Here is a 25,873-nt window from a genome sequence, read left to right on the forward strand (position 1 = left end):
AGTGACCCTCACACCCTGCCCACTCGGTCACGGGGCTTGTCAGAGTGACGCGCCCTGCCTTGCCGACCCTGGTGTTCTGGCACCCCTTCGACAAAAACAGGGAGCGACACCCCGGTCACTAAGCCGCCGGCACCACTCGAGGCCGGCGACGGGGTCGCTCCCTCCCCGCACGATCAGCACCGGGACGACGAGGTCTGCGACCCGATCTTCGATCGGGTACGCCATCATGTGGCGCAGCTGAGTCAGATACCAGGGCATTCCGCACCGGATGTAGTCCGCGAACACGATCGCGTTGACGACCGGGGGTTCGCCGAGGGTGTCGAGGACGAGGGCGAGGCTCTGGGCTCGGATCGTCCGATGCTCGTCGTCCGCGACCGGGCCGATCAGCACGACACTCGCCGCGAGATCGGGACGCTGCCGTGCAAGTTCGACGACCCACTGCGCGCCCATCGAATGGCCGACCAGCACGGCGGGCGGCACGTCAAGCCGATCCAGGACGTCGGCGAGCGCCCCCGCCATCCGTTCCTGGTCGAACGGCTCTCGGGGACGACCGAAGCGCCCGAAACCCGGAAGATCGATCGAGTGAACGTCGCGCGTGCGTGCGAACTCGCGATGCAGTCGGACGAAGTACCGGTGCGACATCCCGATCCCGTGGATCAGGACAACGGGAGGGGGCGCGTCGTCCGATCGTGGCGCCACAGAGGAGTAAACGCGAAAGCGTCCCACCGCGACCACACTTCTGCGCACACCCACAGCCTGACAGGTGCGTGTTCGACGCGCGGACGGTTGACCGCGGAGAGATCCGCGGGTACGCGAGCGGACCGGACAGGTTCGACGCGCGTTGCACGCCGAACCCGCTTTGGCAAGGGGGAACAATGCGGCCGGAGAGGGGCGTAGGCATGGCACCTCAGCCCCCACACATTGGAGAAACCGTGTACTTCCACGTTCAGCGACTCATCAACGAAATCGAGCAGGACCAGCCGGACCCGGCAGCCGCCAACGCACTGCAGGAGGGCCTCGGCGGACAGTTCGGCGAGATGCGCACCATGATGCAGTACCTCTTCCAGAGCATGAACTTCCGTGGGCCCGAGGCAAAGCCGTACCGCGACCTGATCCAGGGCATCGGCACGGAAGAGATCAGCCATGTCGAACTGATCGGCACGACGATCTCGCGCCTGCTCGACGGCGCCCCGGAGTACCACGGCAAGAAGACCGACCCGGTCGACAAGCCCGGCGCGGGCGGGGCGATCCCCCTGAACATCGCCCTGTCGGAGGGCAACATCCACCACTACCTGGTAGGTGCGCAGGGGGCGATGCCGGTCGACGCGGCGGGCAACCCGTGGCTCGGCAGCTACGTCTACAACTCGGGAAACCTCGTTCTCGACATGCTCTACAACCTCATGCTCGAGTCGACTGGGCGCCTGCAGAAATGCCGCCTGTACGAGATGACCGACAACAAGACGGCACGTTCGACGATCGCCTACCTGATCGTCCGCGACCAGGCCCACGAGAACGCCTACGCCAAGGCGCTCGAGACCCTCGGCGTCGACTGGAAGGTAGCGCTGCCGATTCCCAAGACGAACGCCGAGCGGTTCCCCGAGGTCAAGAAGCTGCTGGATGCCGGCCTGCAGAGCAAGCAGTACTCCTCGACCTCACGGATGCGTCCGAGGCGGGCAAGATCTTCCAGGGGATGTCGCCGTCGAAGGACGGCACGAATCTGGATGCCTCGGAGCAGGCACCCGAGGGCGCGCCCCTGACGATCTCGCCCGAGCGGCCCGAAGAATTCTCGCCGGGTGCGGACAAGGACCTGCGGGCGCTCATCGCAGCGACCGCGGCGATGGAGATGGCTGACATCGACAACACGTTCGGCGCGATGAAGTAGAACCCATGGATGTGCTCGGCGTCAGCGCGCGAACACATCCATCCCGAGGTCGGGGTGGTCGACGAATACGCCGTCTACCCCGGCCGCGCGGATCACACGCCACTCCGCTTCGTAGTCGCCGAGCGCCGCGGCACCACCCTTGCCCCGGAAGTCCGCGACGAGAAACGTATTCTCGGGCCGGCATGTCCACGTGAAGACCTTCAGGCCGCGGGCGTGCGCGTCATCGATCACGCGCGTCGGCCCCGTCATCCTCCCCAGCTTGTTCGGGGCCAAGATGACGCGCTTGTCGACGCTGATCCCGTCGAACCGCCCGACCAGGGCATCGAGCCCCGCCGGCTGCACGGTCTGGCGGTAGGTGGGCGCCTCATCCCCGTGAGCGGCGACGAGGTCCCAGGGTCGCCCGCCGGCTTCTATGAGGTAGATGTACTGGGCGCGCAACCCGCCCTCTCGAAGCCGCTCGAGCACGGTCGATTCGAACGCCTCGATCACGAGCCCGGGTGAATCGGACCATCCGCTTGTCCGCAGTTCCGCCTGGACGAGCGGCACGACGTCGAGGCCCACGCCCGCGAAGTACGTCGCGTGCTTGATCTCGAGCACGACACCGATCTCGCGATCCTGCTCTGCGGATGCCGCGCGAACCAGCTCGAGTACGTCCGTCAGGCGCAGGATCGGCTGCTGATCGTCGAAGCTCGCACTGGCGGGCCGGATCTTCGGCAACCGCTCGCGGCACTTCAGCGTCGCGAGCTCGGCCCAGGTGAAGTCTTCGGTGAACCAGCCGGTCAAAGCGGTTCCGTCGACGGTCTTCGTCGTACGTCGGTCGGCGAACTCGGGTCGGGTCCCGACATCCGTCGTTCCCGAGATCTCGTTCTCGTGCCGCACAACCAGCACGCCATCGCGCGTAGGCACGACGTCGGGCTCGACCGCGTCCACACCCATCGCGAGAGCCAGGTCGTACGAGGACCGACTGTGCTCGGGGCGATACCCCGGGGCACCCCGGTGACCGATCACGAGGGGGCGGCCGAGCGAGCGGTCGAGACGCATGTTTCCAGGCTATCCGCGGGCATCCGCCCGACCGCGCGAATGACGGATGCCAGGGGTCCCTCATAGCCCTCTCACAGCAGATGACCACGACCGTGGGATGGCCGTCAGATATCGTTGATAAACAGCACACCGCTGTGGACCCCAATTTTGGAGTGTGAGCCAGGCCATGGCCCTCAATAACCCCGCGTTCAACAACCCGGCGTTCCAGGACCCCCGCGCCGTACAGACCTACCCGGGTGGATCGCAGGCAGCGAACCTCCGTGGTGCGTCCTCGACTGCTTCCGCCTCGCGCGCAGGCCTCGATGTCGGCGCCCAGGCGCAGATGGAGGGTGCGTACGCCGCCCCCGCCGCCGGAGCCCACCAGACCGACCGCATGACGGTCGAAGACACCGTCGTCAAGACCGTCGGTCTCTTCGCCATCCTTCTCGTGACCGCCGTCGTCGGCTGGGTGTGGACGCTCGGCGCCCTCTCCCCCGCCGAGTCGACCAGCCAGAACATCCTGCCGCTGGTCATCGGTGGCCTCGGCGGCTTCGTTCTTGCCATGGTGATCATCTTCACGTCGCGCAAGAAGGTCCGCCCCGCCCTGATCTTCGCGTACGCGGCCCTCGAGGGCCTCTTCATCGGCGGCATCTCGGCGATCTTCGAGTTCCAGTTCACGGGCATCGTCGTCCAGGCGACGCTCGCGACCCTCGCGGTCGTCGGTGTAACCCTCGCGCTGTTCGCGAGCGGCAAGATCCGCGCCTCGAAGAAGGCCACCAAGATCTTCCTGGTCGCGATGGTCGGCTACCTGGCCTTCTCGCTGCTGAACCTCGTCCTGATGTGGACGGGTGTCTCCGACAGCGCCTTCGGCCTCCGCAGCGAGCCGAGCCCGCTCTTCGGCATTCCCTGGGGTGTCCTGATCGGTGTGTTCGTGGTCATCCTCGCCGCGTACTCGCTCGTGCTCGACTTCGACCAGATCCAGCAGGGTGTCCGCAACGGCGCCCCCCGCCAGCTCGCCTGGATGGGCGCGTTCGGCATCATGGTCACGGTCGTGTGGCTGTACGTCGAGATCCTGCGCATCATCGCGATCGCCCGCAGCAGCAACTAGCACCGCTTTCCTGAAGGGGGTCGTCCGGTTCTCGGGCGGCCCCCTTTTCGCTGCCGTCGGGCTCGCACGATTTCGTGCGGGGTCGGCACGAGCGGGTCTGGCCCGCGGCATCCGTCCCGCCTAGCCTGAGGTGATGGCTTCTTCCGCTCCCGCCGAGATCCTCGATATCGACGGCCACGAGGTGCGCGTCAGCAATCCGAGCAAGGTCGTCTTCCCCGAGCCGGGGCTCACCAAGCTCGACATCGTCCGGTATTACCTGGCGGTCGCAGACGGGGCGCTGCGAGGGGCCGGCGGTCGCCCGATGGTCCTCAAGCGCTTCGTGAAGGGCATCGGCGCCGAGGCGTTCTTCCAGAAGCGGGTACCCGAGAATCACCCCGACTTCATCGACACCGCGACGCTGCGGTACGCGTCGGGGACCTCGGCCGAAGAGGCCGTCGTGCGGGATGCGGCGGGCCTCGCCTGGATCGCGAACCTCGGATGCCTCGACCTCAACCCGCATCCGGTGCGCGCCGAAGATCTCGAGCACCCCGACGAGCTGCGCATCGACCTCGACCCGATGCCGGGCGTGGCGTGGGAGCAGATCGTCGACGTCGCGATGATCGCGGGCGAGGTGCTGGCCGACCACGGGCTCGTCGGATGGCCGAAGACCTCCGGTTCGCGCGGGCTGCACATCCTGGTCAGGATCGAGCCGCGCTGGACGTTCCGCGAGCTGCGCGCCGCGGCCGAGGCGCTGGCCCGCGAGGTCGAGGCGCGTGCGCCCGGACTCGCGACCGCCCGGTGGTGGAAGGAGGAGCGCGGCGAGAGCGTCTTCGTTGACTTCAACCAGAACGCAAAGGACCGAACCGTGGCATCCGCGTACTCGATCCGTCCCCTGCCGGATGCGCGCGTGTCGACTCCCCTCGGCTGGGACGAGCTGCGGACGCGCCGACCCGAAGAGTTCACCGTCGCGACCGTCGTGCCGCGGTTTCGGGACATCGGCGACCCGCACGCGGGCATCAACGACACGGCCGGGTCGCTTGACGGGTTGCTCGCGCTGTCGGAGAGCCTCGGGCCCGCCGAAAAGCCGCCGCGTGCGGGCGACGGATCGGGGCGCCGGGTATCGACGATGCCGCTCATCGAGGTCGCGCGAACCAAGACGAAGCCCGAGGCGCTGGAGGCACTCGAGCGGTGGCGGGCGGAGCATCCCGCGGCGGCTGCGGCGCTGCATCCCGCGGACGAACTCATCGACGGCATGCGCGGCAGCTCGTCGCTCTGGTACCGCGTGCGCGTCAATCTGCAGCACGTGCCCGAAGAGGAGCGTCCCGAGCAGGGGCCCCTATTGGGCGACTACGACCCGTGGGCCGGTCGCGCCTTCCCCGGCCGCTGAGCTCACTCCCACTCGATGGTGCCCGGCGGCTTCGACGTGACGTCGAGCACGACCCGGTTGACATCGCGCACCTCGTTGGTGATGCGATTCGAGATCTTCGACAGCACGTCGTACGGCAGGCGGGTCCAATCGGCGGTCATCGCGTCCTCGGACGAGACGGGCCGCAGGACGATCGGATGTCCGTAGGTGCGGCCATCACCCTGAACACCGACCGAGCGCACATCGGCGAGCAGCACGACCGGGCACTGCCAGATCTCGTCGTCGAGGCCCGCGCGGGTCAGCTCCTCGCGGGCGATGGCGTCGGCATCACGCAGGATCTCGAGGCGGTCAGCGGTAACCTCACCGACGATCCGGATGCCGAGACCCGGCCCCGGAAAGGGCTGACGGCCGACGATCACCTCGGGAAGGCCCAGCTCGCGGCCGATCGCACGCACCTCGTCCTTGAACAGGGTGCGCAGCGGCTCGACGAGCTCGAACTGCAGGTCTTCGGGCAGACCACCGACGTTGTGATGCGACTTGATGTTCGCCGTGCCGGAACCGCCGCCGGATTCGACGACGTCCGGGTAGAGGGTTCCCTGCACGAGGAAGCGGATGGGTTCGCCGTCGGCCGCAGCCTCGAGCACGAGGTCCTTCTCCGCGGCCTCGAAGGCCCGGATGAATTCGCGCCCGATGATCTTGCGCTTCTGCTCCGGGTCCGAGACCCCGGCGAGCGCGGTCAGGAACTTCTCCCGCGCATCGACGGTGACGAGGCGCACACCGGTCGAGGCGACGTAGTCCTGCTCGACCTGCTCGCGCTCACCCTTTCGCAGCAGACCGTGGTCGACGAAGATGCAGACGAGCTGATCCCCCACGGCCTCGTGCACGATGGCCGCCGCCACGGCGGAGTCGACCCCGCCCGACAGACCGCAGATGACGCGAGCCGAACCGACCTGCTCGCGGATACGCGCGACCTGCTCGGCGATGACGTTTCCGCTGTTCCAGTCGGCGGGAAGACCTGCGGCCTTGTGCAGGAAGTTCTCGATGACCCGCTGGCCGTGGTCGGTGTGCTTGACCTCGGGATGCCACTGCACCCCGTACATCCGGCGCTCGTCACTGCCGAAGGCCGCGACCGGGGTCGCCGTCGTCGAGGCGAGCACAGTGAACCCCTCGGGTGCCTTCGAGACCTGGTCGCCGTGGCTCATCCACACGTTCTGCGCGGCGGGCTGGCCGGCGAGCAGCACTCCCCCGTCGCCCGCGACCGAGGCATCCGTCGCCCCGTATTCACGCAGCCCGGTGTTCGCGACCTCGCCGCCGAGCGCCTGGGCCATGACCTGGAAGCCGTAACAGATACCGAGTGTGGGCACATCGAGGTCGAACACGGCCGGGTCGAGGGCCGGCGCACCGGACTCGTAAACCGACGACGGTCCGCCCGAGAGGATCAGCCCCACCGGGTTGCGCGCCGCGATGTCGGCAGCGGTGGCGGTGTGCGGCACGATCTCGCTGTAGACCCCGGCTTCGCGCACGCGCCGGGCGATCAGCTGCGCGTACTGCGCGCCGAAGTCGACGACCAGGACGGGACGCTGAGAGGTCTCTGTAGCTTCGGTCAACGCGGGCCTTCCGACGCGGGTGCGGATGCAGGGGTGGGTGTGGAGGATGCTTCGGATGCCTCGCGCTCGGCGAGGTACGTGCGCACCTCACGCGCGACGCGTGCCTCCATGAAGAACGACAGCAGCGGCACGATGCCGCCGAGGGCCAGCACGATGAAGCGCAGGAACGGCCAGCGCATCAGGCTCCAGATGCGGAAGCACGCGAAGAGGTAGACGACGTAGAACCAGCCGTGCGCCACGAGGATCGCGAGCGAGACGTTGATGCCGTCGCCCGTCGAGACCATTTCGCAGGCACTGCCGGGGAAGAAGAGCGAGTACCACTCGCAGTCGACGCCGGCGATGACGGTCGCGAACCAGAGGAAGCCGCCGGAGCCGCCGAGAAAGAGTTCGAGGTGGATCGGGGTGTACTTCAGGATCATCTCGGCCACGAGCAGCAGCAGCCCGACGCCGGTGATGATCGAGGCGACCTGGTAGAACTTCAGAGCCCCTCGGATCGCCGGAAACGAGGCGAGTTTGGGGGCACGTGGCATGGGCCCAGTCTACCGGCGGTGGGCGGTCACGCGTTTCGCGCGGATCCCGGGTTCGGTGCGCTCCGGAGCCGGATGGCTCAGGATGCCTCGGCGCGGGCGTCTTCCAGATCTTCGAGTTCCTTCTCCCACGCGTCGCGCGCGAGGCGGTACCAGAGGTAGAACGCGAATCCCGCGAACACGGCCCACTCGGCGGCGTAGAAGATGTTGAGCCAGTTGACCGTCGAGGCCTCGTCGGGCGCCCGGGATGAGATCGGCACGAGCCCAGCGTCTTCGGCTGTGCCGCCCGGCTCGAGCATCGCGAGGTACGGGCGGTAGACGAGCAGGCGGTCGACATCGTGCCACTCGCTCAGCAGTGCGGCGGGCGACATCCGCGTCATCTCGCGGGGGTCCGCACCGCGAGGCGGCAGCTGCGGTCCCTCGTCGGAGATGACACGTCCGGTCACCTGCGTGGCGACACCCGCCGCCGTGGTCGCCGCGACCTCAGACAGCTCGGATGCCGCGGCCTCCGCCCGCTCGAGAGTGGGAGCCCACCCGATCGCGACGGCGATCGACGTGGGGTTGAGCGTGCCCTCGATGCGCAGCTGCCCGGTGACCCAGTAGCCCTGGACGCCGTCGTTGAAGCGCGACGTCACGACCAGGAAATCTTCGGGCACCCAGGTTCCGGTGGTCGTGACCTGCTGACCGACGAGGGGCTCTTCGAGGTACGCCCCGGGCTCGACGACCTCATCGAGCGGACGGACCTCCTCCGTCGCGCCGACGGCGGGTGGGTCGGTGTCGATCGCTCGTTCGAGTTGCCACTGACCGAGCCACGCGAACGCCCCGGCGACGAGCAGGCACAGCCCGAGCATCGCGAGCCACTGCGGACGCAGCAAGACCTCGCGCAGCGTCGGCGGAAAGACCTCGGGCGCGTCGGGGGCCGGACCCAAGGGACCGGGCTCCGCGCTCACGCCGCTCACCCCACTCATCCGGCGGAGTAGGGCGCGACCACGACCTCCACGCGCTGGAATTCCTTGAGGTCCGAGTATCCCGTGGTCGCCATGGATTTGCGGAGGGCGCCGATCAGGTTCGCGGTGCCATCGGCGACGGGCGCGGGACCGTACAAGATGCCCTCGAGAGATGCGACCTGGTCGACGCGGACTCGGTGGCCGCGGGGCAGCTTGGGGTGATGCGCTTCGGGTCCCCAGTGAAAGCCCTGGCCCGGCGCATCCGTCGCCCGTGCGAGCGCGACGCCGAGCATGACGGCGTCCGCACCCATCGCGAGGGCCTTGACGATGTCACCCGAGGTTCCGACTCCCCCGTCGGCGATGACGTGCACGTAGCGCCCACCCGACTCGTCGAGGTAGTCGCGGCGCGCGCCCGTGACGTCGGCGACCGCGGTCGCCATGGGGGCGTGGATGCCGAGGGTCACACGCGTCGTGGACGCAGCACCCCCGCCGAACCCGACGAGAACTCCGGCGGCACCGGTGCGCATCAGATGCAGGGCGGCCGTGTAGGTCGCGGCGCCTCCGACGATCACGGGGACGTCGAGGTCGTAGATGAACTTCTTGAGGTTGAGGGGAGCCGAGACGCTCGAGACGTGCTCAGCCGAGACGGTCGTGCCCCGGATGACGAAGATGTCGACACCGGCTGCGACGACGGTCTCGTACAGCTCCTGCGTGCGCTGGGGCGTGAGGGCGCCGGCCACCGTGACGCCGGCCGCGCGAATCTCGGCGAGACGAGCGGTGACGAGCTCGGGCTTGATGGGCTCGGAGTACAGCTCCTGCATCCGGAGCGTGGCGTCGCCGTCCTCACGACCGGCGATCTCGGCGAGCAGTGGCTCGGGATCTTCGTAGCGCGTCCACAGCCCCTCGAGGTCGAGGACGCCGAGGCCGCCGAGCTGCCCGAGCATGATGGCGGTCTGCGGGCTGACGACCGAGTCCATCGGGGCGCCCAGCACCGGGATGTCGAACTGGAAGGCGTCGATCGACCAGGCGGTCGAGACGTCCTCGGGGTTGCGCGTGCGCCGCGAGGGCACCACCGCGATGTCGTCGAAGGTGTACGCGCGTCGCGCTCGCTTTGCGCGCCCCAGTTCGATCTCCATGCTCACCCACCCAGCCTACCGGCTGGCCCCGACACCGCCCCCGGTCGGGATGCCGCGCGTCGACCCGTCACGAACTGCTCGATCTGCTACGGATATGGAGCGGTTCGTGACAGCTCGATCCGCAGGCCGATCAGGCGACGGAATAACGCCCGGATGCCACAGCTCGGGCCCGAGCCTTGGCCGCCTCTTCTTCGCGGTTCTTCGGCGGGGTCACGGCGACCAGGTCTTCGAGCAGGTGCCCCGTGATGTGGGCGATGTCGTGCACGGCGCGATCGAAGGCCTCCTGATTGGCCTTCGATGGCTTCGTCGTGCCCGCGACCTTGCGGACGTACTGGAGCGCCGCCGCATGAACTTCGTCGTCGGATGCAGCGGGCTCGAAATTGTGGAGGGTTCGGATGTTCCGGCACATGCCTACGAAGGTACGCCGACTCGCGGCATCCGTCACGGGGTCGTTCAGTCGCCCTTACCGCGGAACAAGCGGGTTCCGAGCCGATCGAGGAAGAACAACAGGAAAGCCAGCGAACCGATGAACGGTGCGAGAAGGACGACGAGGGCGCAGATGACGAGTGCGCTGAGCGCGCCGCGACCGTACGCCTTCGCGTCGGCATCCGAGAGGTCGGGGAGCATGGTGGACCGGTTGCGCACCGCCCACATCCACTGCAGGTAGCTGGTCAGGATCGCGAAGAAGAACGCCACCGGCATGAGCAGTCGCCCGGCCAGCCAGCTCGAGTACTCCGTGGTCAGGCTCGTGGCGAAAGGCACGAGGACGATGAAGAGCAGGCGCACGTTGTTGAGCCAGATGATCGTGGAATCGACGCGCGCGATGTGCTCGAACTGCTGGACGTTCGTCATCCAAAGCAGGCACAGCAGCAGGAAGCTCAGGGCGAAATTGAGGAACAGCTCGCCCATGCCGCCGAGCGCGGACCACATGTCGGCGTCCGAACGGATGGGACCGAAAGCATACGTCGTCAGGTCGAGCACCAGCAGCGTCGCCGCGATCGCGAACACCCCGTCGGTGAACGCCTCGAGCCGGCTCGTGCCCTGGGTCGCCGCGGGATGCCGTCGTGTCCGGATCATGCCGCCAGCGTAGCGACGAAAGGGCGGTGCGTGAGGTTCACGCCGGCCGCGAGAAGGCGGCCGTCGCCGGCGCGATCACGCGGCGCCGACGCCCCCCGCGGCGACGGCGTCGGCGGCGCGCTGGTTCGCGATCGCCTCGGCGTCCTCGGCTTCGGGCTGGGCGGGCTCCCCCAGGCTCATCATCAGGCGATTCGCCCATGCGAAGAACGCGGTCGCCTCGACGACGTCCTGGATATCGGCGCGCGAGAGACCCACCTCGACCAGGGCGCGGACGTGGTGCGCACCGAAACGCGGCGGAGATGCCGTGAGCGCGGCCGCCGCGTCGACGATCGCCCGCCACCGCGGATCGTCGAAATCGGCGTCGACGCCCTGCTCGAGCAAGCGCTCGACCGCGTCGGGCTGCCCGGTGAAGGTCACGGTGAAGCGCGAGTGGACACTGGTGCACAACTCGCAGCCGTTCAGGCGCGAGGCCACGGTGGCCGCGAGTTCGCGCTCGCCACGTGGGATCCCCGGTCGAGCGAGGAAGATCGCCCGATCGAGTGCCGTGCGCGTCGAGAGCCCCTCGGGATGCCACGCCAGCAGCCGGAAGTACGGCGAGTCCGGCCAGACACTCGTTTCATAGGCGTTGATCTGCTCTGCGGATCCCGTTTCGGGCCCGACCGGTTCGATCCACGCGTGCCAGGCGCGCTCGGCGGTCGTGAATCGGGTGCTCACGGGTTGACCCCCTCGTCCGCCCCGTCGAAGGCATCGTCGAGGACCCGCAGGGCATGGACCACCCGGGTCTGGTAGGTCACGAGACCGACGATCTGGCCCATGACCACGATCTCGGCCGCACTCCAGCCGGCTGCACGCAGACCGTTCAGGTCGTCGGCCGTCGCGGCGGCGGGCCGCGCGACGAGCAGGTCGACGTATCGCAGCGCCGCACGCAGGGCACGACCGGCGCGCGCGGCGGCCTCGCCGTCCGGTCCTTCCTGGACGAGAGCGGATGCCTCGGGCACGTCGGCACCGTCGAGATAGAACTCGGTCGCCGCGGCGTCGCCGTCGACCCAGGCCGCCCGCGCCGCCACGAGATGGCGGAGGCCGCGGCCGACTCCCGGCACCGGGTCTTCGGCGGGGACGCTCAGGAGGGCCTCGTAGGCGGCCTGTGCCGCCGCCCGCACCGCGGGCCGGTGATCGCGCGGTGCGTCGCTGCCGACCTCGGCGATCGTCAGGATGACATCACTCATGGCTTCCTTTCGCGCGGTCGTCGGGCGCCGCATCCGCAATCCCCTCGGGCTCGACCTCGCCCGCGTCGGTCGTGACCGTCCGGCCGAGGTACGCCTCGCGCACGCTCGGGTTCGTGAGCAGTTCCGCCGCGGTCCCCTCGACCGCGATGCTGCCCGTTCGCAGCACGTAGCCGCGATCCGCGATGCTCAGCGCGAGCTCGGCATTCTGCTCGACCATGAAGACGCTGACCCCGAGCTCGCTGTTGATCGTCGAGATGCGCTCGAGGACCCGTTCCACCACGACCGGGGCCAGGCCCATGGTCGGTTCATCCATGCAGATCAGGCGCGGTCGGCTCATCAGCGCCCGCCCGAACGCGAGCATCTGCTGTTCGCCACCCGACATGGTGCCCGCGCGTTGACCGCGACGCTCTGCCAGCCTCGGGAAGAAATCGTAGATCTCGTCGAGCGTCCGGCGGACGAAACGATCGCGGCGCACGTAGGCGCCCGCCAGCAGATTGTCCTCGACCGTCATGTCGCCGAACACGCGCCGCGCCTCGGGGACCGAGGCGATGCCCGCCGCGATCCGGCGGGGTGTGCTCCACCGCGTGATGTCCTGACCGTCGTAGAGCACGCGACCGCGCACCGGGCGGACGAGCCCCAGCACGGTCTTCATCGTCGTGGACTTGCCCGAGGCATTGCCGCCGAGCAGCGAGACGATGCCGCCCTCGGCGACACGGAGAGTCACGTCCACGAGCGCGGGGCTCGGGCCGTAGTCGACGCTGACGTCGTCCAGAACGAGCAGATCGCTCATGTGTCGGCTCCTTCGGCGAAAGCCTTGCCCAGGTATGCCTCGATGACGCGGGGATTGCGGCGCACCTCGTCGGGCGTGCCCTCGGCGATGACCCGGCCGTCGTCGAGCACCAGCACACGATCCGAGAGGGTCATCACGAGATCGAGCTTGTGCTCGACGAGCAGGATCGTCTGCCCCGCCGCCTTCAGGGCCAGCAGTTGCTGCAGCACCTCGGTGGTCTCGGTCTGGTTCATGCCCGCCGTCGGCTCATCGAGCACCAGCAGTTGGGGACGCGACACGAGCGCCCGAGCGATCTCGGTGCGGCGCCGGTTCGCGTACGACAGCGAGTACGCGTAGTCACCGCGACGGGGCGCGAGCCGCGACCCGAACCTGTCGAGTTCGGCGGTGACGCGCTCTTCGTCGTCGCGGTCCTGGCGCCGCCGGGCCGCGCCCGGAATCAGCGCCGACATCGTCTCGGCGAGCAGCGGAAACCAGCGGAGTCCCGGGATGCCGCGGAGTCTCGCGAAGGGACGACCCACCGTCTGTGCGGGCTCGAGGCCGACGAGCACGTTGTCCGCCACCGTGAGGTTTCCGATCACGCGCCCGTTTTGGAACGTGCGGGTCAGCCCGAGCCGTGCGATCTCGTGCGGCTTTCGGCCCGAGATCCGCTGCCCGTCGAGCTCGACGGTGCCCGCGTTGGCCCGCAGCACTCCGGTGATGATGTTCAGCGACGTCGTCTTCCCGCTGCCGTTCGGGCCGATGATCGACACGACCTCGCCGCGGCCGATGTCGAGCGAGACGTCGTCGACGACCGTCAGCCCGCCGAATCGCTTGAGCAAGCCCGTCGCGCGCAGCAACGGGGGCGTGCCGGTCGTGCTCACGATGACCCCTCCCGGCGCGCGCGTCCGCCGCCCCGGACGGCAGTGGTGACACGTCCCCAGACCCGCGCGATCCGTTCGGAGTACGACCACAGACCCTGGGGGCGCCACAGGATGAGCACCAGCAGCAGCACGCCGTAGAACAACAGCCGCCATTCGGCGAAGCCGCGGAAGAATTCGGGGATGCCGACGAGGATGATCGCGCCGATGATCGCACCCATCGGCGCACGCAGGCCACCGAGAATCGCGATCGTGACCGCGAGCACCGACAGCGAGATGCCGAACTGCGCGGGCTCGATGAAGGTGACCTGCGAGGCGTAGAGCGCCCCGGCGAACCCGGCGAGCACCGACCCGAGGCCGAAGGCGAGCGACTTGTACGCGGCCGGATGGATGCCCGAGGACGCGGCCGCGACCTCGTCCTCGCGCACGGCCGCCCAGGTCCTGCCGAGGTGCGAGGCGCCGAGGCGTCCGACCACGAAGACCGCGGCCACGAGGATCCCGAAGGTCAGCAGATACATCGCGGGCGCCGAAGAAAGCGTCAGCCCGAAGAGCGAGGGCCGCGGGATGCCGTAGATCCCGCGCGCGCCGTTCGTGATGGCGGGAAGATTCAGGGCCAGCGCGGCGATGAACGCGCCGGTGGCGAGCGTGGCCATCGACACATAGTGTCCGCGAAGACGCCACGTCGGCGCGGTCAGCGCGACGCTGAACACGGCCGCGAGCAATCCCGCGGCCCCGAAACTGGCCCAGAAGTCCCAGCCCGCCTTCGTCACGAGCAGCGCCGAGGTGTACGCGCCGATCGCGAGGGCACCCGCCTGTCCGAGCACGATCTGTCCCGCGAATCCACCCGCGATCGTCACCGACAGGGCGAAGAGCGCGTAGATCCAGACCAGCGCACCGGTCCGCAACAGGTAGTCGCTCGAGACGAGGGGCAGCAGCGCTCCGGCTCCGATCAGGATCACGGCGGGCCATCGGCCGAGCCGCAAGGGTCGTCCCGCGCCGAAGAAGGTGCCCGTCATCGGTTCGGTCGACAGCACGGGCACGCGGCCGAGGATGCCGCCCGGCCGGATCCAGAGCACGAGGATGAGAGAGCCGAAGGTGATGAGCTGGCGGACGGAATCGCCCCACAGCGCGACGCCGAACGCCTCGGCGATCCCGAGGACGAGTCCGCCGACGATGGCGCCCGGCAGCGAGCCGAGCCCGCCGATGGTGGCCGCCGCGAAGGCCTGGATGCCGGCGGTGAAGCCCATCGTCGGCGAAACGTTGGAGAAGTACATCCCCACGAGCACGCCGGCGACGCCGCCCAGGGCGGAGGCGATCACGAACGAGATCGCCTGCACCCGATCGACCGGCATGCCCATCTGGGCGGCGGCATCGCGATCCTGGGACGTGGCACGGATGGCCCGGCCGATGCGCGTGCGGGCAAGTAAGAGGGCGAGAGCGACGACACAGACGACGCTCACCCCGATGATCACGAGGGCGATGGTGCCGAAGCGGAATCCGAACAGCTCGAAGTTGCTGCGTTCGAGCAGCGACGGGAACCGACGCGTCTCGGCCCCGAAGACCCGTTGCGAGCTGTTGTCGAGGATGATGCCGATCGCGAACGTCGCGAGCAGCACGGCGATCCCGGGCGCGGAGCGCAACGGCCGCACCGCCACGAGGTAGATGACCCAGCCGAGCAGCGAGGTGAAGATCACGACGCCACCCAGCACGGCCCAGAGGGGCCAGCCGAGCACCGCCGCCAGGAACCATCCGACCATCCCGCCGGCGGCGAAGACGGCGCCGTGGGCGAAGTTGACGATGTTCGAGACACCGAAGATCAGCGAAACGCCGACGGCCAGCAGCGCGTAGGTGCTGCCGCTCACGATTCCGGCGAGAAGGATGTCCACGGTGTGTCCCCGTCATGCGTCTGTCCGGGCATCAGACGTGCGGATGCCCGGACAGACGGTGAAACAGATTAGTCGGCCAGCTGGAATGCCCCGTCGCGGATGACGAGCGGGTACTGATCCGCATCAACGATACGTCGGTTGTCGGCGAAGGTGATCGGGCCGTACAGGATGGTCGGGAAGTCCTCGCCCTCGTCCAGCGCATCGCGCAGGCTCTGGCGGGTCAGTTCCCCGGCCTCCGCGGCGTCCGTGGCCGCCGCAGCCACCACGTTGAACGCGTCGTACGCGCGGATCGCGTAGTCCGAGGGGGTCTCGACGTCGTACTCGGCCGCGAAGTCGGTGATGAACTGCTGCACGGCCTCGTCCGGGTTCTCGGGGGTGAAGTAGCTGAGGGTCTGAACGCCCTCGGCGGCGTCACCGGCGAGCTCGATGAACTGCTGGTTGTAGATCGAGCTGATCCCGACGATGGGAACGTCGATGCCCAGCTCGCGCGCCTGCGAGGCGATGAGCGCGCCGTCGGCGGCATACGAGATCAGAACGATCACCTCGGGGTCGGCATCGCTCGCGGCGAGGAGCAGCGGGCGGAAGTCGGTGCCCTCGGGGTTGTAGCCCGTCGTGTACACCTCGTCCAGGCCCGCCTCTTCGGCACCCTCCGAGAAGAAGCCGTGCGTGTTCACGCCCCAGTCGGTGTCGTGATAGAAAACGGCTGCGGTCGAACCCTGCTCGGCGGCGAACTCGGCGAGGCGCGGGGCCTCGTACTCCTGCGACACCCAGGTCGCGAAGATGAAGTCGCCCGGATCCGTCACCGTCGACGCGGAAGCCGAGAAGGCGAACTGCACGAGGCCGGCCGCCTGGTAGATCGGGCTCGCGGCGGCCGAGGCCGGCGTGCCGAAGTCACCGAGGACGGCGAGGATCGATTCGTCGTCGACGAACTTCTGCGCGACCGCCGGGGCCTGCGCGGGGTCGGCCTGCGTGTCTTCGTAGACGAGCTCGACCGGGCGGCCGTCGATGCCGCCCGCATCGTTCAGCTCGGAGAGAGCGAGCTCGAAGCCCTGCTCGAAGTATTCGCCGTACTGAGCCTGGTCGCCGGTCTGGGGCAGCGCGACGCCGAACGTGACGGGCTCGGCGGCCTGACCCTCGGGGGTTTCGCCTCCGGTGCTGCAGGCAGCCAGGCCCAGAGCCAGGACGGCGACGACGCCGAGGGCGGCGGTGCGGTGGAAGGAGGACATAGGGATACTCCAGATGGTCGATGCTCGAGGCGCGTGCTGTGCGCGGATGGCGCCCGGGCGAGCGACATCACTCTCACGATAGGGATTGCGCGTACCGCGCGCTCGCCGGTTGACACACGCCGAAACACTCCGACCAGAAGCCACCGGGCGGAAACCGAGCCGTCTTGGGGCTGACAGGATGGGAGCGGATGTCTCGGGCGGAGGAGAGCGGTATGACCGTGCAGGACGCGGGATCCGCTGCCATCGCCGTTGTCGGTGCCAGCGTGCGGGGAACATCGGTCGTGGAGCGCCTGATCGCGAGCGCGCCCGAGCTGCTCGGCGAGACCCGCCTGATCATCCACCTGATCGATCCGCATCCCCCGGGTTCGGGGCGGATCTGGCGTGCCGGCCAGTCGTCGCGGCTGATCATGAACACCGTGGCCGCCCAGTCGACGCTCTTCACGGACGAGACGGTCGCGTGCGACGGGCCCCTCCGTCCGGGGCCCTCCCTCGCCGAATGGTGCGCGATGGTGACGCGGGATCCGAGCACGATCGGGACGGATGTCGCCGCGCAAGAGCTGGCCGACGTGCTCGCCGAGGCGGCCGGCACGCGGGACTGGTCATCGCCCAGTCGCCTGCTCTACGGCTACTACCTGCGCTGGTGCTTCGCGCGGATCGTGCGGGATCGCCCGACGAACATCGACGTTCGGGTCCATGCGGCGCGCGCCGTGGAGGTCTCGCCGACGACATCCGGATTCACGGTCCTCCTGGACGACGGCGGAGAGGTGGCCGTGGCGGCCGTCGTACTCGCGCTCGGCTGGCTGCCGCGGGACGATACGCCCGGCCATCCGCGGGTCGTCTCCCCCGGCAACCCGATCGATCAGGACCTGGGCCCGATCGGGGCGGGCGACTCCGTTGCGATCCGAGGACTCGGGATGGGCTTCTTCGACACCCTGAGCCAGCTGACCGAGCAACGCGGCGGGCGGTTCGTCCCGACCGCCGACGGCTCGCATCGCTACGAGGCGTCGGGTCGTGAACCGCGGCTCATCGCGGGTTCTTCGCGCGGCGTGCCCTATCGGGCGAAACCGCAATTCGGCGCCGTCCCCTTCTTTCCCGAACAGCGCATCCTGCGCGCGGCGATCGACGAGTTGCGCGGGCGTCGACCGCTCGATTTCAACCTCGACATCCTGCCCCTCATCGAGCGGGATGCGGCCTTCGACTACTACGCGACGCTGGGCCGGGTGTCGCCGGCGAGCGTGCGCGACCTCGACGGGCTGTTGCGGGGCATCCGCGAGTCGCGGCGGCCGGTCGACGAGCTCGTCGATGCGCACCTGCGTGAGGGGTCGGACAGGCTCTCACTGGATGCGGCCGCCCGGCCCCTGACGGAGGAGGATCCGGCCGCGCCGATCGACGAGGCGGTCGCTCGAGCCGTGCGGCGCGACATCGCCGAGGCGGAGCGCGGCGCGGCGAGTCCGCTGAAGATGGCCCTGCACTCGTATGCCGCGGCGCGGTCCGCCCTGATCCCCCTCGTCGAGTTCGGCGGGTTGGATCCCGCGTCGTTCGCGGACTACCGGCGGTTCCTCGCCGTCGCGGCGTCCTTCGGGAGCGGCCCACCGCTCCGACGCGCTCGGGACCTCGTGGCCGCGCACGATGCCGGGCTGGTGCGCTTCGCGGGTCCGGGATTCGCGGCGCGACCGAACGACGACGGCATCGGCGTCGGCGCGGATCGGATGGCGGAGATCGAGACGGACTGGCTGGTCGAGGCGTGGCTGCCCGCCCCGACCGCGGTGCGGACCGGTGAACCGCTCGTCACGGCGCTCGTCGCGGCGGGGCTCGCCCGCCCGTGGCGCTTTCCCGACGGCCGGCCCTCCGACGCGCTCGACATCGTCCCGGCGAACGGCGGTCTCGTGTCCGTCGACGGATCGCCCACCCCGGGAATCTTCTCCGTCGGCGTCCCCCACGAGGACATCCGCGTCTTCACGATCATCGCGCCCGTGCCGGGCACGAACTCGTCCGTGCTGCGAGAGACGGATGCCGCGGCCCGCGCGGCGCTGCGTGTCGCGGCGGCCGCTGCCAACGTCGAAAGGAGCGTCTCGCCATGACCCGACGCGTCTCACATCTCGTCATCGGGGCCGGGGCGATGGGTCTCGCAACGACGTGGCGACTCGCGCAACGGGGGTTCGCGCCGCTCGCGCTCGAGCAATTCGCCCGCGGGCACGCGCTCGGCGCGTCGCACGGCGCCACCCGCAACTTCAACGACGCGTATGCCGACCCCGACTACCTCGACCTGCTCGAGGCCGCGCGCGGCGGATGGTCCGACCTCGCCGCGCACGCGGACGGACCGCTGCTCGTCCTGCACGGTCTCGCCACGCACGGCGATGACGACGAGGTGGCACGCATCCACGATGCCCTCACGGCTCGCGGCGGCCGGCCCGAAGTGTCCACGGCGCGCGCGGCGGCCGAACGGTGGCCCGGCATGCGCTTCGACGGCTCGGTCCTCGTCTCGGAGGACGCCGGCGTCGTACGCTCGCAGGCCGCGCTCGCGGCGCTCGAGCGAGCGGCGCGCGCGGCCGGCGCGGACATCCGGTTCGGATCGCGGGTGACAGCCCTCGTAAACGCCGACGACGGCGTGCGCGTCGTCGTGTCCCACGGCGACGAGCGGGAAGAGATCGTGGCGGACTGGGTCGTCGTGACGGCGGGCGCGTGGACCTCGCGGCTCATCGGGGATGCCGTGACCTTGCCGCTCCTCACCGTGACGGAGGAGAGTCCCGCGCACTTCCAGGCGACGCTGCCGGCCGAATGGCCGTCGTTCAATCACCTGTTGGCGCAGCGAGCCGCCGAGTATCCCGGCAACACATACGGCATGCCGACGCCCGGAGAGGGCGTCAAGGTCGGCTTCCACCGCGTCGGTGCGGTCGTCGACCCCGACGCCCGAACGTTCCGGCCCGTTCCCGCCCTGGACGCCCTCCTGCGTTCCTACGTGCGGGAGTGGTTTCCCGGGCTCGACGCGGAGAGCGGGGTGGGCATCAGCTGCACCTACACGTCGACCGATTCCGGCGACTTCGTCCTCGACCGGCGGGGGCGGATCGTCGTCGGCGCGGGGTTCTCGGGCCACGGGTTCAAGTTCACGCCCGCCATCGGCGACGTGTTGGCCGATCTCGCGACCGACCCCACCGCCGTGGCTCCGGCGTCGTTCCGCCTGCCCGCGTAGCTGCGCACCTGCCCGGGGTGCGGCGGCCTACTTCTTGTAGTTGGGCGCCTCGACGATGATCTGCACGTCGTGGGGGTGCGACTCCTTCAACCCGGCCGAGGTGATGCGGACGAACTTGCCCTTGGCCTTCAGCTCATCGATCGTGCGGGCACCGACGTAGAACATCGACTGACGCAGCCCGCCGACGAGCTGGTACGCGACGGCCGAGACGGGACCGCGATACGCGACCTGACCCTCGATGCCCTCGGGGATGAGCTTGTCGTCCGAGGGCACGTCCGCCTGAAAGTAGCGGTCCTTCGAGTACGAGGTCTTCTTGCCGCGGGTCTGCAGCGCACCGAGCGATCCCATGCCGCGGTACTGCTTGAACTGCTTGCCACCCTGGAACACGATCTCGCCCGGCGACTCGTCGGTTCCGGCGAGGAGCGAGCCGAGCATGACGGTGTCGGCACCCGCGACGAGTGCCTTGGCGATGTCGCCCGAGTACTGCAGGCCGCCGTCGGCGATGACCGGCACGCCGGCGGGACGTGCGGCGAGGGATGCCTCGTACACGGCCGTGACCTGCGGCACACCGACGCCGGCCACGACGCGCGTGGTGCAGATCGAGCCCGGCCCGACGCCGACCTTGACCGCGTCCACGCCCGCGTCGATGAGCGCCTGCGCACCCTCACGCGTCGCGACGTTGCCGCCGATGATGTCGATGTGGGCGAAGGATGCATCGGCCCGCAGCCGCGTGATGATGTCGATGACGCCCGCGGACTGGCCGTTGGCGGTGTCGACGACCAGCACATCGACGCCGGCGTCGCGGAGCGCTTCGGCGCGCTCCCACGCATCGCCGAAGAATCCGATCGCCGCGCCGACGCGCAGGCGACCCTGGTCGTCCTTCGTCGCGAGGGGGTACTTCTCGCTCTTGTCGAAGTCCTTGATGGTGATGAGGCCCGCGAGCTTGCCGTCATCGTCGATGAGCGGCAGCTTCTCGACGCGGTGCTTGGCGAACGTCGCGATGACGTCGTTCGCGCCGATGCCGACCTTGGCGGTGATGAGGCCCTCGCTCGTCATCACGTCGCGGACGAGCGTGGTCTGGCGCTCGAAGCCGGAGACGAAGCGCATGTCGCGGTTCGTGATGATGCCGACGAGCCGTCCATCGTCGTCCACGACGGGCAGTCCCGAGATGCGGTACTGCGCGCACTGCGCGTCGACCTCTTCGACGGTCGCGTCGGGGCGGGTGGTGATGGGATCGGTGATCATGCCGGACTCGCTGCGCTTGACGCGGTCGACCTGCGAGGCCTGGTCCTCGATGGACAGATTGCGGTGCAGGATGCCGAGGCCACCCTCGCGCGCGATCGCGATCGCCATGCGGGCTTCCGTCACCGTGTCCATCGCCGACGACACCAGGGGTGTCGCAACCGTGATCCGCCGCGTCAGCCGAGACGACGTGTCTGCCTCGCTCGGAATCACGTCGGTGTGGCCGGGCAGCAGCAGCACATCGTCGTACGTCAGTCCGACAAAACCGAACGGATCGTAATCGGGCATGTCGCGCTCCTCGTGCGGTGAGATCGGGGGGCGGATCGATGTGTTTCCACGCGAAGTTTCCGCTTGATGAAGTCTAAGCGGCGCGCGTGTGCGAACATTCCTCCGGGAGCGTTCCCATTGCGCATCGGTAACGGCTGACGTTTGAGCGATGGGCGAAACAATGCCGACACATTACGCTCGTACCGTCGTCCATCGATGCCGATGCGACGCGACCATCGGTTAACGGTGCCCGACTGGAGGATCTGTGAGTCCCACGACCGTTACGGCGAGACGTTCCCGCGGGGGGACTCTGCTCACCATAGGAGCACTCTTCGGCGTGCTCTTCGCGCTGATGAGCCTGACCGCATCCCCGGCCTTCGCGGCCGAGGACGACCCCTACCGCATCAGCGGCAACGTGCAGCTCGACGGTGCTCCCCTCGAGGGCATTCGACTCGTCATCGACGGCCCCGGCGGTGAGCAAGAAGTCGAGACGGATGCCGAGGGCCAGTGGCGCGTCGGCGTGCCCGAGCGCGGCGAGACCTACACGGTCACGCTCGACGAGGACACGCTGCCCGAGGGCATCGCGGTCGTCAACGACGAGGACGATACCCCCAACGAGCAAGAAGTCGAGATGGGCGCCGGTGGGCGCGTCACCGTCAACTTCTTCATCGGCGAGGGTGAGCGAAGCGTCACGAGCTTCGCCGACCAGCTCATCCAGCGCATCGTGCAGGGCCTGAGCTTCGGCCTCATGCTGGCCCTCGCGGCCGTCGGCCTGTCGCTCGTCTTCGGCACCACGGGCATCTCGAACTTCGCGCACGGCGAGATGGTCACTTTCGGCGCCGTCGTGGCGCTGACCCTCGTCGGACCGGCCAGCCTCGCGCTGCCGGTGTGGCTCGGCTTCCCGCTGGCGGTGATCCTCAGCGCGGGCCTCGGGCTCGTGCTGGACATGATCCTGTGGAGACCCCTGCGCCGAAGGCGAGTCGGTGTCGTTCAGCTCATGATCGTCAGCATCGGCCTGTCCCTCGCCCTCCGATACACGTTCCAGTTCTTCATCGGCGGCGGGACGAGCCAGCTCCCCTACGCATCCGAGCCGAAGATCCAGCTGTTCGGATCCGTGCAGATGAGCATCATCGACATGGTCTCGATCGCGATCTCGATCATCGTCATCATCGCGTTCGCGGTCTGGCTCACGCGCAGCCGCCTCGGCAAGGCCACACGCGCGATCTCCGACAACCCCTCGCTCGCCGCCGCCTCCGGCATCGACGTCGACTTCGTCGTCCGCGTCGTGTGGGTCATCGCCGGTGGGCTCGCGGGCCTCGCCGGCATCCTGTACGCCTACTACCGTCCCGGTATCAAGTGGGACATGGGGTCGCAGGTGCTGCTGCTGATGTTCGCGGCCGTCATCCTCGGCGGACTCGGTACCGCGTATGGTGCCCTGGTCGGCGCCATCATCGTCGGCCTGCTCGTCGAGGTCTCGAGCCTGTGGATCCCCGCCGACCTGAAGTACGCGAGCGCGCTCTTCATCCTCATCGTCATCCTGCTGTTCCGACCGCAGGGCATACTCGGCCGACGCGAGAGAATAGGTTAGGCGCACCATGGACCTGCTCCAGATCCTCTCGAACTCTGCCTCGTCGATCCTCAGCCCCGCGACGATCGGCTACGCACTCGCCGCCCTCGGTCTCGCGGTGCACTTCGGCTACACCGGCCTGATCAACATGGGCATCGCCGGCTTCATGGCCATCGGCGCCTACGGCTACGCGATCGGCGTGCTCACCTTCGGCCTCGAATGGTGGCTCGCGGCGATCGCGGGGCTCGTGGCGTCGGCGATCTTCGCCGTCATCCTCGGTATCCCGACGCTCCGCCTACGCGGCGACTACCTCGCGATCGTCACGATCGCCGCCGCGGAGGTCGTGCGGCTGCTGTTCTTGACCACCGCGTTCGACGAGTACACCGGCTCGGCCGACGGCCTGAGCGGCTATCACTCGAGCTTCCGGGCGTCGAACCCGTTGCCCGAGGGCACCTACGGCTTCGGTCCGTTCACGTACAACGAGACGCAGTGGTGGGTCCGCATCATGGGCCTGCTGACGCTGGGCTTCGCCGTGCTGGTGGTCTGGATGCTGATGCGCAGCCCGTGGGGCCGTGTGCTCAAGGGTGTCCGCGAAGACGAAGACGCGGTGCGCGCGCTCGGCAAGAACGTCTACGCCTACAAGATGCAGTCGCTGGTGCTGGGTGGTGTGCTCGCCGCGGCGGGCGGCATCGTCTACGCCCTGCCGTCGGCCGTCAGCCCCGGCGTGTACGTCACGTCGCTGACGTTCTTCGTCTGGACGGCCCTCTTGCTCGGCGGCGCGGCGACCGTGTTCGGTCCCCTGCTCGGTTCGCTCATCTTCTGGGTGCTGCAGACCTTCCTGAGCAACTTCCTCCCGGCGCTCGTCTCGGCCGGGGTCCTTCCCTTCATGTCGCAGATCCAGGCCGGAACGCTCCGATTCATCCTCGTCGGCGTCGCCCTCATGCTGCTCGTGATCTTCATGCCGCAGGGAATCCTCGGCAACAAGAAGGAGCTGACCTTTGTCAAGTAATGGGCAGTCAAATAGCGGGCAGTCAAACAACGGACAGTCAAGTAACGGGCAGTCGGGCGCCGAGCACACGACGACCGGCCAGCTCGGCGAAGATGCCTCGGGGGCTCCGCTCACGGCTCCCGTCGAGCGTCCGAAGACCACGGGGTTGCACGTCGGCGAGGCCGTGCCGGGGGCGAAGAAGGTCGATCCGATCATCATCGCCGACGGTGTGCGCCGCACGTTCGGCGGCGTCACGGCCGTCGATGTCGAGCACCTCGAGATCCCGCGCGGCGCGATCACGGCTCTGATCGGGCCGAACGGTGCGGGCAAGACGACCCTCTTCAACCTGCTCACGGGGTTCGACAAGCCCGACGAGGGTACCTGGAGCTTCGACGGCAAGTCGCTGTCGGGCGTCCCCGCGTTCCGGGTGGCTCGGATGGGTCTGGTGCGCACGTTCCAGCTGACGAAGGCGCTCGGGCTGCTCACGGTCCTCGAGAACATGAAGCTCGGGGCGACGGGTCAGCGCGGCGAGAAGTTCTGGCAGGCGCTCATCCCGGCGATCTGGCGTAAGCAGGATTCGAGCATCGACAGCCAGGCCATGGTGCTGCTGAAGAAGTTCAAGCTCGACGCCAAGTCGTCGGACTTCGCCGCAAGCCTCTCGGGTGGGCAGCGCAAGTTGCTCGAGATGGCGCGGGCGCTCATGACCAAGCCGACGCTGGTGATGCTCGACGAGCCGATGGCCGGAGTCAACCCGGCCCTGACGCAGTCGCTCCTCGATCACATCCTCGACCTGAAGGAAGAGGGCATGACCGTCCTCTTCGTCGAGCACGACATGCACATGGTCCGCCACATCGCCGACTGGGTCGTCGTCATGGCAGAGGGCAAGGTCGTGGCAGAGGGCGACCCGCACACGGTCATGCGCAACCCCGCCGTCATCGACGCCTACCTCGGAGCTCACCAAGAACTCGATCTGGGTGTCGTCACGGGTCGCATCGCGGCCATCGAGGCCGATCCGACGACGGATGCCGCGGCATCCGCTCAGGCGAGCGCGACCCTCCTGGTCGAAGAGGGCGTCGCCGAAGACGAGGAGAACCGCTCATGAGCACGGTAGCTACCGAAACACCGGTCGTCTTCGTCGACAACGTGCACGCCGGGTACCTGCCGGGGGTCAACATCCTGAACGGCTGCTCGCTGGTCGCGAACCAGGGCGAGCTGATCGGCATCATCGGCCCCAACGGCGCAGGCAAGTCGACGCTGCTGAAGGCGATCTTCGGTCAGGTCAACGTGCGCGAGGGTTCGATCACGCTCCAGGGCGATGACATCACGGGCCTCCGCGCCAACAAGCTCGTGGCGCGCGGCGTCGGGTTCATCCCGCAGACCAACAACGTCTTCCCGACGCTGACGATCGAAGAGAACCTGCAGATGGGTCTCTACCAGCGGCCGTCCGCGTACAAGGAGCGCTTGGAGTTCGTCACGAGCATCTTCGCCGAGCTGGGCAAGCGCCTGAAGCAGCGCGCGGGTTCGCTCTCCGGTGGTGAGCGTCAGATGGTGGCGATGAGCCGTGCCCTGATGATGGACCCGAAGGTGCTGCTCCTCGACGAGCCCTCGGCCGGCCTCTCCCCCGTCCGTCAGGACGAGGCGTTCATCCGGGTCTCCGAGATCAACAAGGCCGGCGTGACCTGCATCATGGTCGAGCAGAACGCGCGGCGCTGCCTGCAGATCTGCGACCGCGGCTACGTGCTCGACCAGGGCCGCGACGCCTACACCGGCACGGGCCGCGAGCTGCTGGGCGACCCGAAGGTCACCGAGCTGTACCTCGGCACCCTCGGCACCTGACCCGCTCTTCACGACGAAGGACCGGATGCCTCGGCATCCGGTCCCTCTGCGTTGCGCTGAACCCATGGCCCTGTCCTGACGCCGAAACACCCTTTGTGCGGCGACACACCCCGTTGCGCTGGGTGTTTCGCGGTAGGAGGGGTGTTTCG

General features: G+C 68.6%; 23 protein-coding genes and 1 pseudogene. 9 read left to right on the plus strand and 15 right to left on the minus strand.

Translation table 11 applies throughout. From position 1 onward, the window contains the following. Nucleotides 1-39: 39 nt before the first annotated feature. Complete coding sequence (locus CGU34_RS13330) at nucleotides 40-747, minus strand: alpha/beta fold hydrolase (RefSeq protein WP_232711677.1); 708 nt, start codon at nucleotides 745-747, stop codon at nucleotides 40-42. Between the two features lie 185 nt (nucleotides 748-932). On the opposite strand from CGU34_RS13330, the pseudogene CGU34_RS13335 reads away from it, so the two are divergent. Continuing rightward, nucleotides 933-1,882: pseudogene (locus CGU34_RS13335) on the plus strand (manganese catalase family protein). Nucleotides 1,883-1,903: 21 nt separating this feature from the next. Here CGU34_RS13335 and CGU34_RS13340 read toward each other — a convergent pair. Then, on the minus strand, nucleotides 1,904-2,923 hold the full coding sequence (locus tag CGU34_RS13340; protein ID WP_100814368.1) for a glycerophosphodiester phosphodiesterase family protein: 1,020 nt from the start codon (nucleotides 2,921-2,923) through the stop codon (nucleotides 1,904-1,906). Nucleotides 2,924-3,089: 166 nt separating this feature from the next. Between CGU34_RS13340 and CGU34_RS13345 the strand changes: the two genes are divergently transcribed. Next, nucleotides 3,090-4,010, plus strand: a complete 921-nt coding sequence (locus CGU34_RS13345) for a Bax inhibitor-1/YccA family protein (RefSeq protein WP_100814369.1) — start codon at nucleotides 3,090-3,092, stop codon at nucleotides 4,008-4,010. Between the two features lie 133 nt (nucleotides 4,011-4,143). Continuing rightward, entirely contained in the window at nucleotides 4,144-5,376 is a 1,233-nt protein-coding gene (locus CGU34_RS13350) for a DNA polymerase domain-containing protein (protein WP_100814370.1), read from the plus strand. Between the two features lie 2 nt (nucleotides 5,377-5,378). On the opposite strand, the gene guaA is transcribed toward CGU34_RS13350, so the two are convergent. From guaA to CGU34_RS13405, 12 genes are all read right to left on the minus strand, one after another. After that, on the minus strand, nucleotides 5,379-6,962 hold the full coding sequence (gene guaA / locus CGU34_RS13355) for a glutamine-hydrolyzing GMP synthase (RefSeq protein WP_036301737.1): 1,584 nt from the start codon (nucleotides 6,960-6,962) through the stop codon (nucleotides 5,379-5,381). Then, nucleotides 6,959-7,492 carry a DUF3817 domain-containing protein gene (locus CGU34_RS13360; protein ID WP_036301735.1) on the minus strand — a complete coding sequence of 178 codons (534 nt, stop codon included), beginning with the start codon at nucleotides 7,490-7,492 and terminating at the stop codon, nucleotides 6,959-6,961. The genes guaA and CGU34_RS13360 overlap by 4 nt, the downstream gene beginning before the upstream one ends. 77 nt (nucleotides 7,493-7,569) lie before the next feature. Further along, entirely contained in the window at nucleotides 7,570-8,364 is a 795-nt protein-coding gene (locus tag CGU34_RS13365; RefSeq protein ID WP_232711696.1) for an SURF1 family protein, read from the minus strand. An 89-nt stretch (nucleotides 8,365-8,453) separates the two neighbouring features. Then, complete coding sequence (locus CGU34_RS13370) at nucleotides 8,454-9,572, minus strand: GuaB3 family IMP dehydrogenase-related protein (protein WP_100814372.1); 1,119 nt, start codon at nucleotides 9,570-9,572, stop codon at nucleotides 8,454-8,456. A 130-nt stretch (nucleotides 9,573-9,702) separates the two neighbouring features. Further along, nucleotides 9,703-9,981: a DUF2277 domain-containing protein gene (locus tag CGU34_RS13375; RefSeq protein ID WP_036301731.1), complete on the minus strand. Its 279-nt coding sequence runs from the start codon at nucleotides 9,979-9,981 to the stop codon at nucleotides 9,703-9,705. A gap of 44 nt (nucleotides 9,982-10,025) precedes the next feature. Then, nucleotides 10,026-10,649 (minus strand): TMEM175 family protein, encoded by a 624-nt coding sequence (locus CGU34_RS13380; protein WP_036301729.1) that lies wholly within the window; start codon nucleotides 10,647-10,649, stop codon nucleotides 10,026-10,028. A gap of 75 nt (nucleotides 10,650-10,724) precedes the next feature. Further along, nucleotides 10,725-11,363, minus strand: a complete 639-nt coding sequence (locus CGU34_RS13385; protein WP_051514187.1) for a peroxidase-related enzyme — start codon at nucleotides 11,361-11,363, stop codon at nucleotides 10,725-10,727. After that, the gene (locus CGU34_RS17030; protein ID WP_036301728.1) at nucleotides 11,360-11,875 is read right to left on the minus strand and encodes a hypothetical protein; all 516 of its coding nucleotides are present in this window, start codon (nucleotides 11,873-11,875) and stop codon (nucleotides 11,360-11,362) included. The genes CGU34_RS13385 and CGU34_RS17030 overlap by 4 nt, the downstream gene beginning before the upstream one ends. Continuing rightward, nucleotides 11,868-12,665: an ABC transporter ATP-binding protein gene (locus CGU34_RS13390; protein ID WP_051514185.1), complete on the minus strand. Its 798-nt coding sequence runs from the start codon at nucleotides 12,663-12,665 to the stop codon at nucleotides 11,868-11,870. Before CGU34_RS13390 ends, CGU34_RS17030 begins: the two co-directional genes overlap by 8 nt. Then, the gene (locus CGU34_RS13395) at nucleotides 12,662-13,525 is read right to left on the minus strand and encodes an ABC transporter ATP-binding protein (protein WP_036301725.1); all 864 of its coding nucleotides are present in this window, start codon (nucleotides 13,523-13,525) and stop codon (nucleotides 12,662-12,664) included. The genes CGU34_RS13390 and CGU34_RS13395 overlap by 4 nt, the downstream gene beginning before the upstream one ends. Next, nucleotides 13,522-15,408, minus strand: a complete 1,887-nt coding sequence (locus CGU34_RS13400) for an ABC transporter permease (RefSeq protein ID WP_100814373.1) — start codon at nucleotides 15,406-15,408, stop codon at nucleotides 13,522-13,524. Before CGU34_RS13400 ends, CGU34_RS13395 begins: the two co-directional genes overlap by 4 nt. Nucleotides 15,409-15,476: 68 nt before the next feature. After that, nucleotides 15,477-16,634 carry an ABC transporter substrate-binding protein gene (locus CGU34_RS13405; protein ID WP_036301717.1) on the minus strand — a complete coding sequence of 386 codons (1,158 nt, stop codon included), beginning with the start codon at nucleotides 16,632-16,634 and terminating at the stop codon, nucleotides 15,477-15,479. 212 nt (nucleotides 16,635-16,846) lie between these two features. On the opposite strand from CGU34_RS13405, the gene CGU34_RS13410 reads away from it, so the two are divergent. Beyond that, entirely contained in the window at nucleotides 16,847-18,715 is a 1,869-nt protein-coding gene (locus tag CGU34_RS13410; protein ID WP_157811318.1) for an FAD/NAD(P)-binding protein, read from the plus strand. Beyond that, a complete protein-coding gene (locus tag CGU34_RS13415) occupies nucleotides 18,712-19,824 on the plus strand; it encodes an FAD-dependent oxidoreductase (RefSeq protein WP_036301707.1) in 1,113 nt (370 codons plus the stop codon). Before CGU34_RS13410 ends, CGU34_RS13415 begins: the two co-directional genes overlap by 4 nt. A gap of 27 nt (nucleotides 19,825-19,851) precedes the next feature. Here CGU34_RS13415 and guaB read toward each other — a convergent pair whose 3' ends face one another. Next, nucleotides 19,852-21,354: an IMP dehydrogenase gene (gene guaB, locus CGU34_RS13420; RefSeq protein ID WP_036301706.1), complete on the minus strand. Its 1,503-nt coding sequence runs from the start codon at nucleotides 21,352-21,354 to the stop codon at nucleotides 19,852-19,854. Nucleotides 21,355-21,598: 244 nt separating this feature from the next. On the opposite strand from guaB, the gene CGU34_RS13425 reads away from it, so the two are divergent. The 4 genes from CGU34_RS13425 to CGU34_RS13440 all read left to right on the plus strand — a co-directional run bounded on the left by CGU34_RS13425 (nucleotide 21,599) and on the right by CGU34_RS13440 (nucleotide 25,724). Further along, nucleotides 21,599-22,921, plus strand: coding sequence for a branched-chain amino acid ABC transporter permease (locus CGU34_RS13425; protein ID WP_440344740.1), 1,323 nt, complete (start codon nucleotides 21,599-21,601; stop codon nucleotides 22,919-22,921). Between the two features lie 7 nt (nucleotides 22,922-22,928). Then, complete coding sequence (locus tag CGU34_RS13430; protein ID WP_036301704.1) at nucleotides 22,929-23,909, plus strand: branched-chain amino acid ABC transporter permease; 981 nt, start codon at nucleotides 22,929-22,931, stop codon at nucleotides 23,907-23,909. A gap of 145 nt (nucleotides 23,910-24,054) precedes the next feature. Continuing rightward, nucleotides 24,055-24,990, plus strand: coding sequence for an ABC transporter ATP-binding protein (locus CGU34_RS13435; RefSeq protein WP_036301703.1), 936 nt, complete (start codon nucleotides 24,055-24,057; stop codon nucleotides 24,988-24,990). Next, on the plus strand, nucleotides 24,987-25,724 hold the full coding sequence (locus CGU34_RS13440; RefSeq protein WP_036301701.1) for an ABC transporter ATP-binding protein: 738 nt from the start codon (nucleotides 24,987-24,989) through the stop codon (nucleotides 25,722-25,724). The genes CGU34_RS13435 and CGU34_RS13440 overlap by 4 nt, the downstream gene beginning before the upstream one ends. Nucleotides 25,725-25,873: the final 149 nt, after the last annotated feature.

Origin of the sequence: Microbacterium lacus, assembly GCF_002812805.1 — a bacterium.
Taxonomy (GTDB): Bacteria; Actinomycetota; Actinomycetes; order Actinomycetales; family Microbacteriaceae; genus Microbacterium; species Microbacterium lacus_A.

Bases quoted from the DNA above. Each gene is read 5' to 3' on its own strand.
- CGU34_RS13340 (WP_100814368.1), bottom strand. From the start codon at position 2,923: ATGCGTCTCGACCGCTCGCTCGGCCGCCCCCTCGTGATCGGTCACCGG.
- CGU34_RS13345 (WP_100814369.1), top strand. From the start codon at position 3,090: ATGGCCCTCAATAACCCCGCGTTCAACAACCCGGCGTTCCAGGACCCC.
- CGU34_RS13350 (WP_100814370.1), top strand. From the start codon at position 4,144: ATGGCTTCTTCCGCTCCCGCCGAGATCCTCGATATCGACGGCCACGAG.
- CGU34_RS13360 (WP_036301735.1), bottom strand. From the start codon at position 7,492: ATGCCACGTGCCCCCAAACTCGCCTCGTTTCCGGCGATCCGAGGGGCT.
- CGU34_RS13370 (WP_100814372.1), bottom strand. From the start codon at position 9,572: ATGGAGATCGAACTGGGGCGCGCAAAGCGAGCGCGACGCGCGTACACC.
- CGU34_RS13375 (WP_036301731.1), bottom strand. From the start codon at position 9,981: ATGTGCCGGAACATCCGAACCCTCCACAATTTCGAGCCCGCTGCATCC.
- CGU34_RS13380 (WP_036301729.1), bottom strand. From the start codon at position 10,649: ATGATCCGGACACGACGGCATCCCGCGGCGACCCAGGGCACGAGCCGG.
- CGU34_RS17030 (WP_036301728.1), bottom strand. From the start codon at position 11,875: ATGAGTGATGTCATCCTGACGATCGCCGAGGTCGGCAGCGACGCACCG.
- CGU34_RS13390 (WP_051514185.1), bottom strand. From the start codon at position 12,665: ATGAGCGATCTGCTCGTTCTGGACGACGTCAGCGTCGACTACGGCCCG.
- CGU34_RS13405 (WP_036301717.1), bottom strand. From the start codon at position 16,634: ATGTCCTCCTTCCACCGCACCGCCGCCCTCGGCGTCGTCGCCGTCCTG.
- CGU34_RS13410 (WP_157811318.1), top strand. From the start codon at position 16,847: ATGACCGTGCAGGACGCGGGATCCGCTGCCATCGCCGTTGTCGGTGCC.
- CGU34_RS13415 (WP_036301707.1), top strand. From the start codon at position 18,712: ATGACCCGACGCGTCTCACATCTCGTCATCGGGGCCGGGGCGATGGGT.
- guaB (WP_036301706.1), bottom strand. From the start codon at position 21,354: ATGCCCGATTACGATCCGTTCGGTTTTGTCGGACTGACGTACGACGAT.
- CGU34_RS13430 (WP_036301704.1), top strand. From the start codon at position 22,929: ATGGACCTGCTCCAGATCCTCTCGAACTCTGCCTCGTCGATCCTCAGC.
- CGU34_RS13440 (WP_036301701.1), top strand. From the start codon at position 24,987: ATGAGCACGGTAGCTACCGAAACACCGGTCGTCTTCGTCGACAACGTG.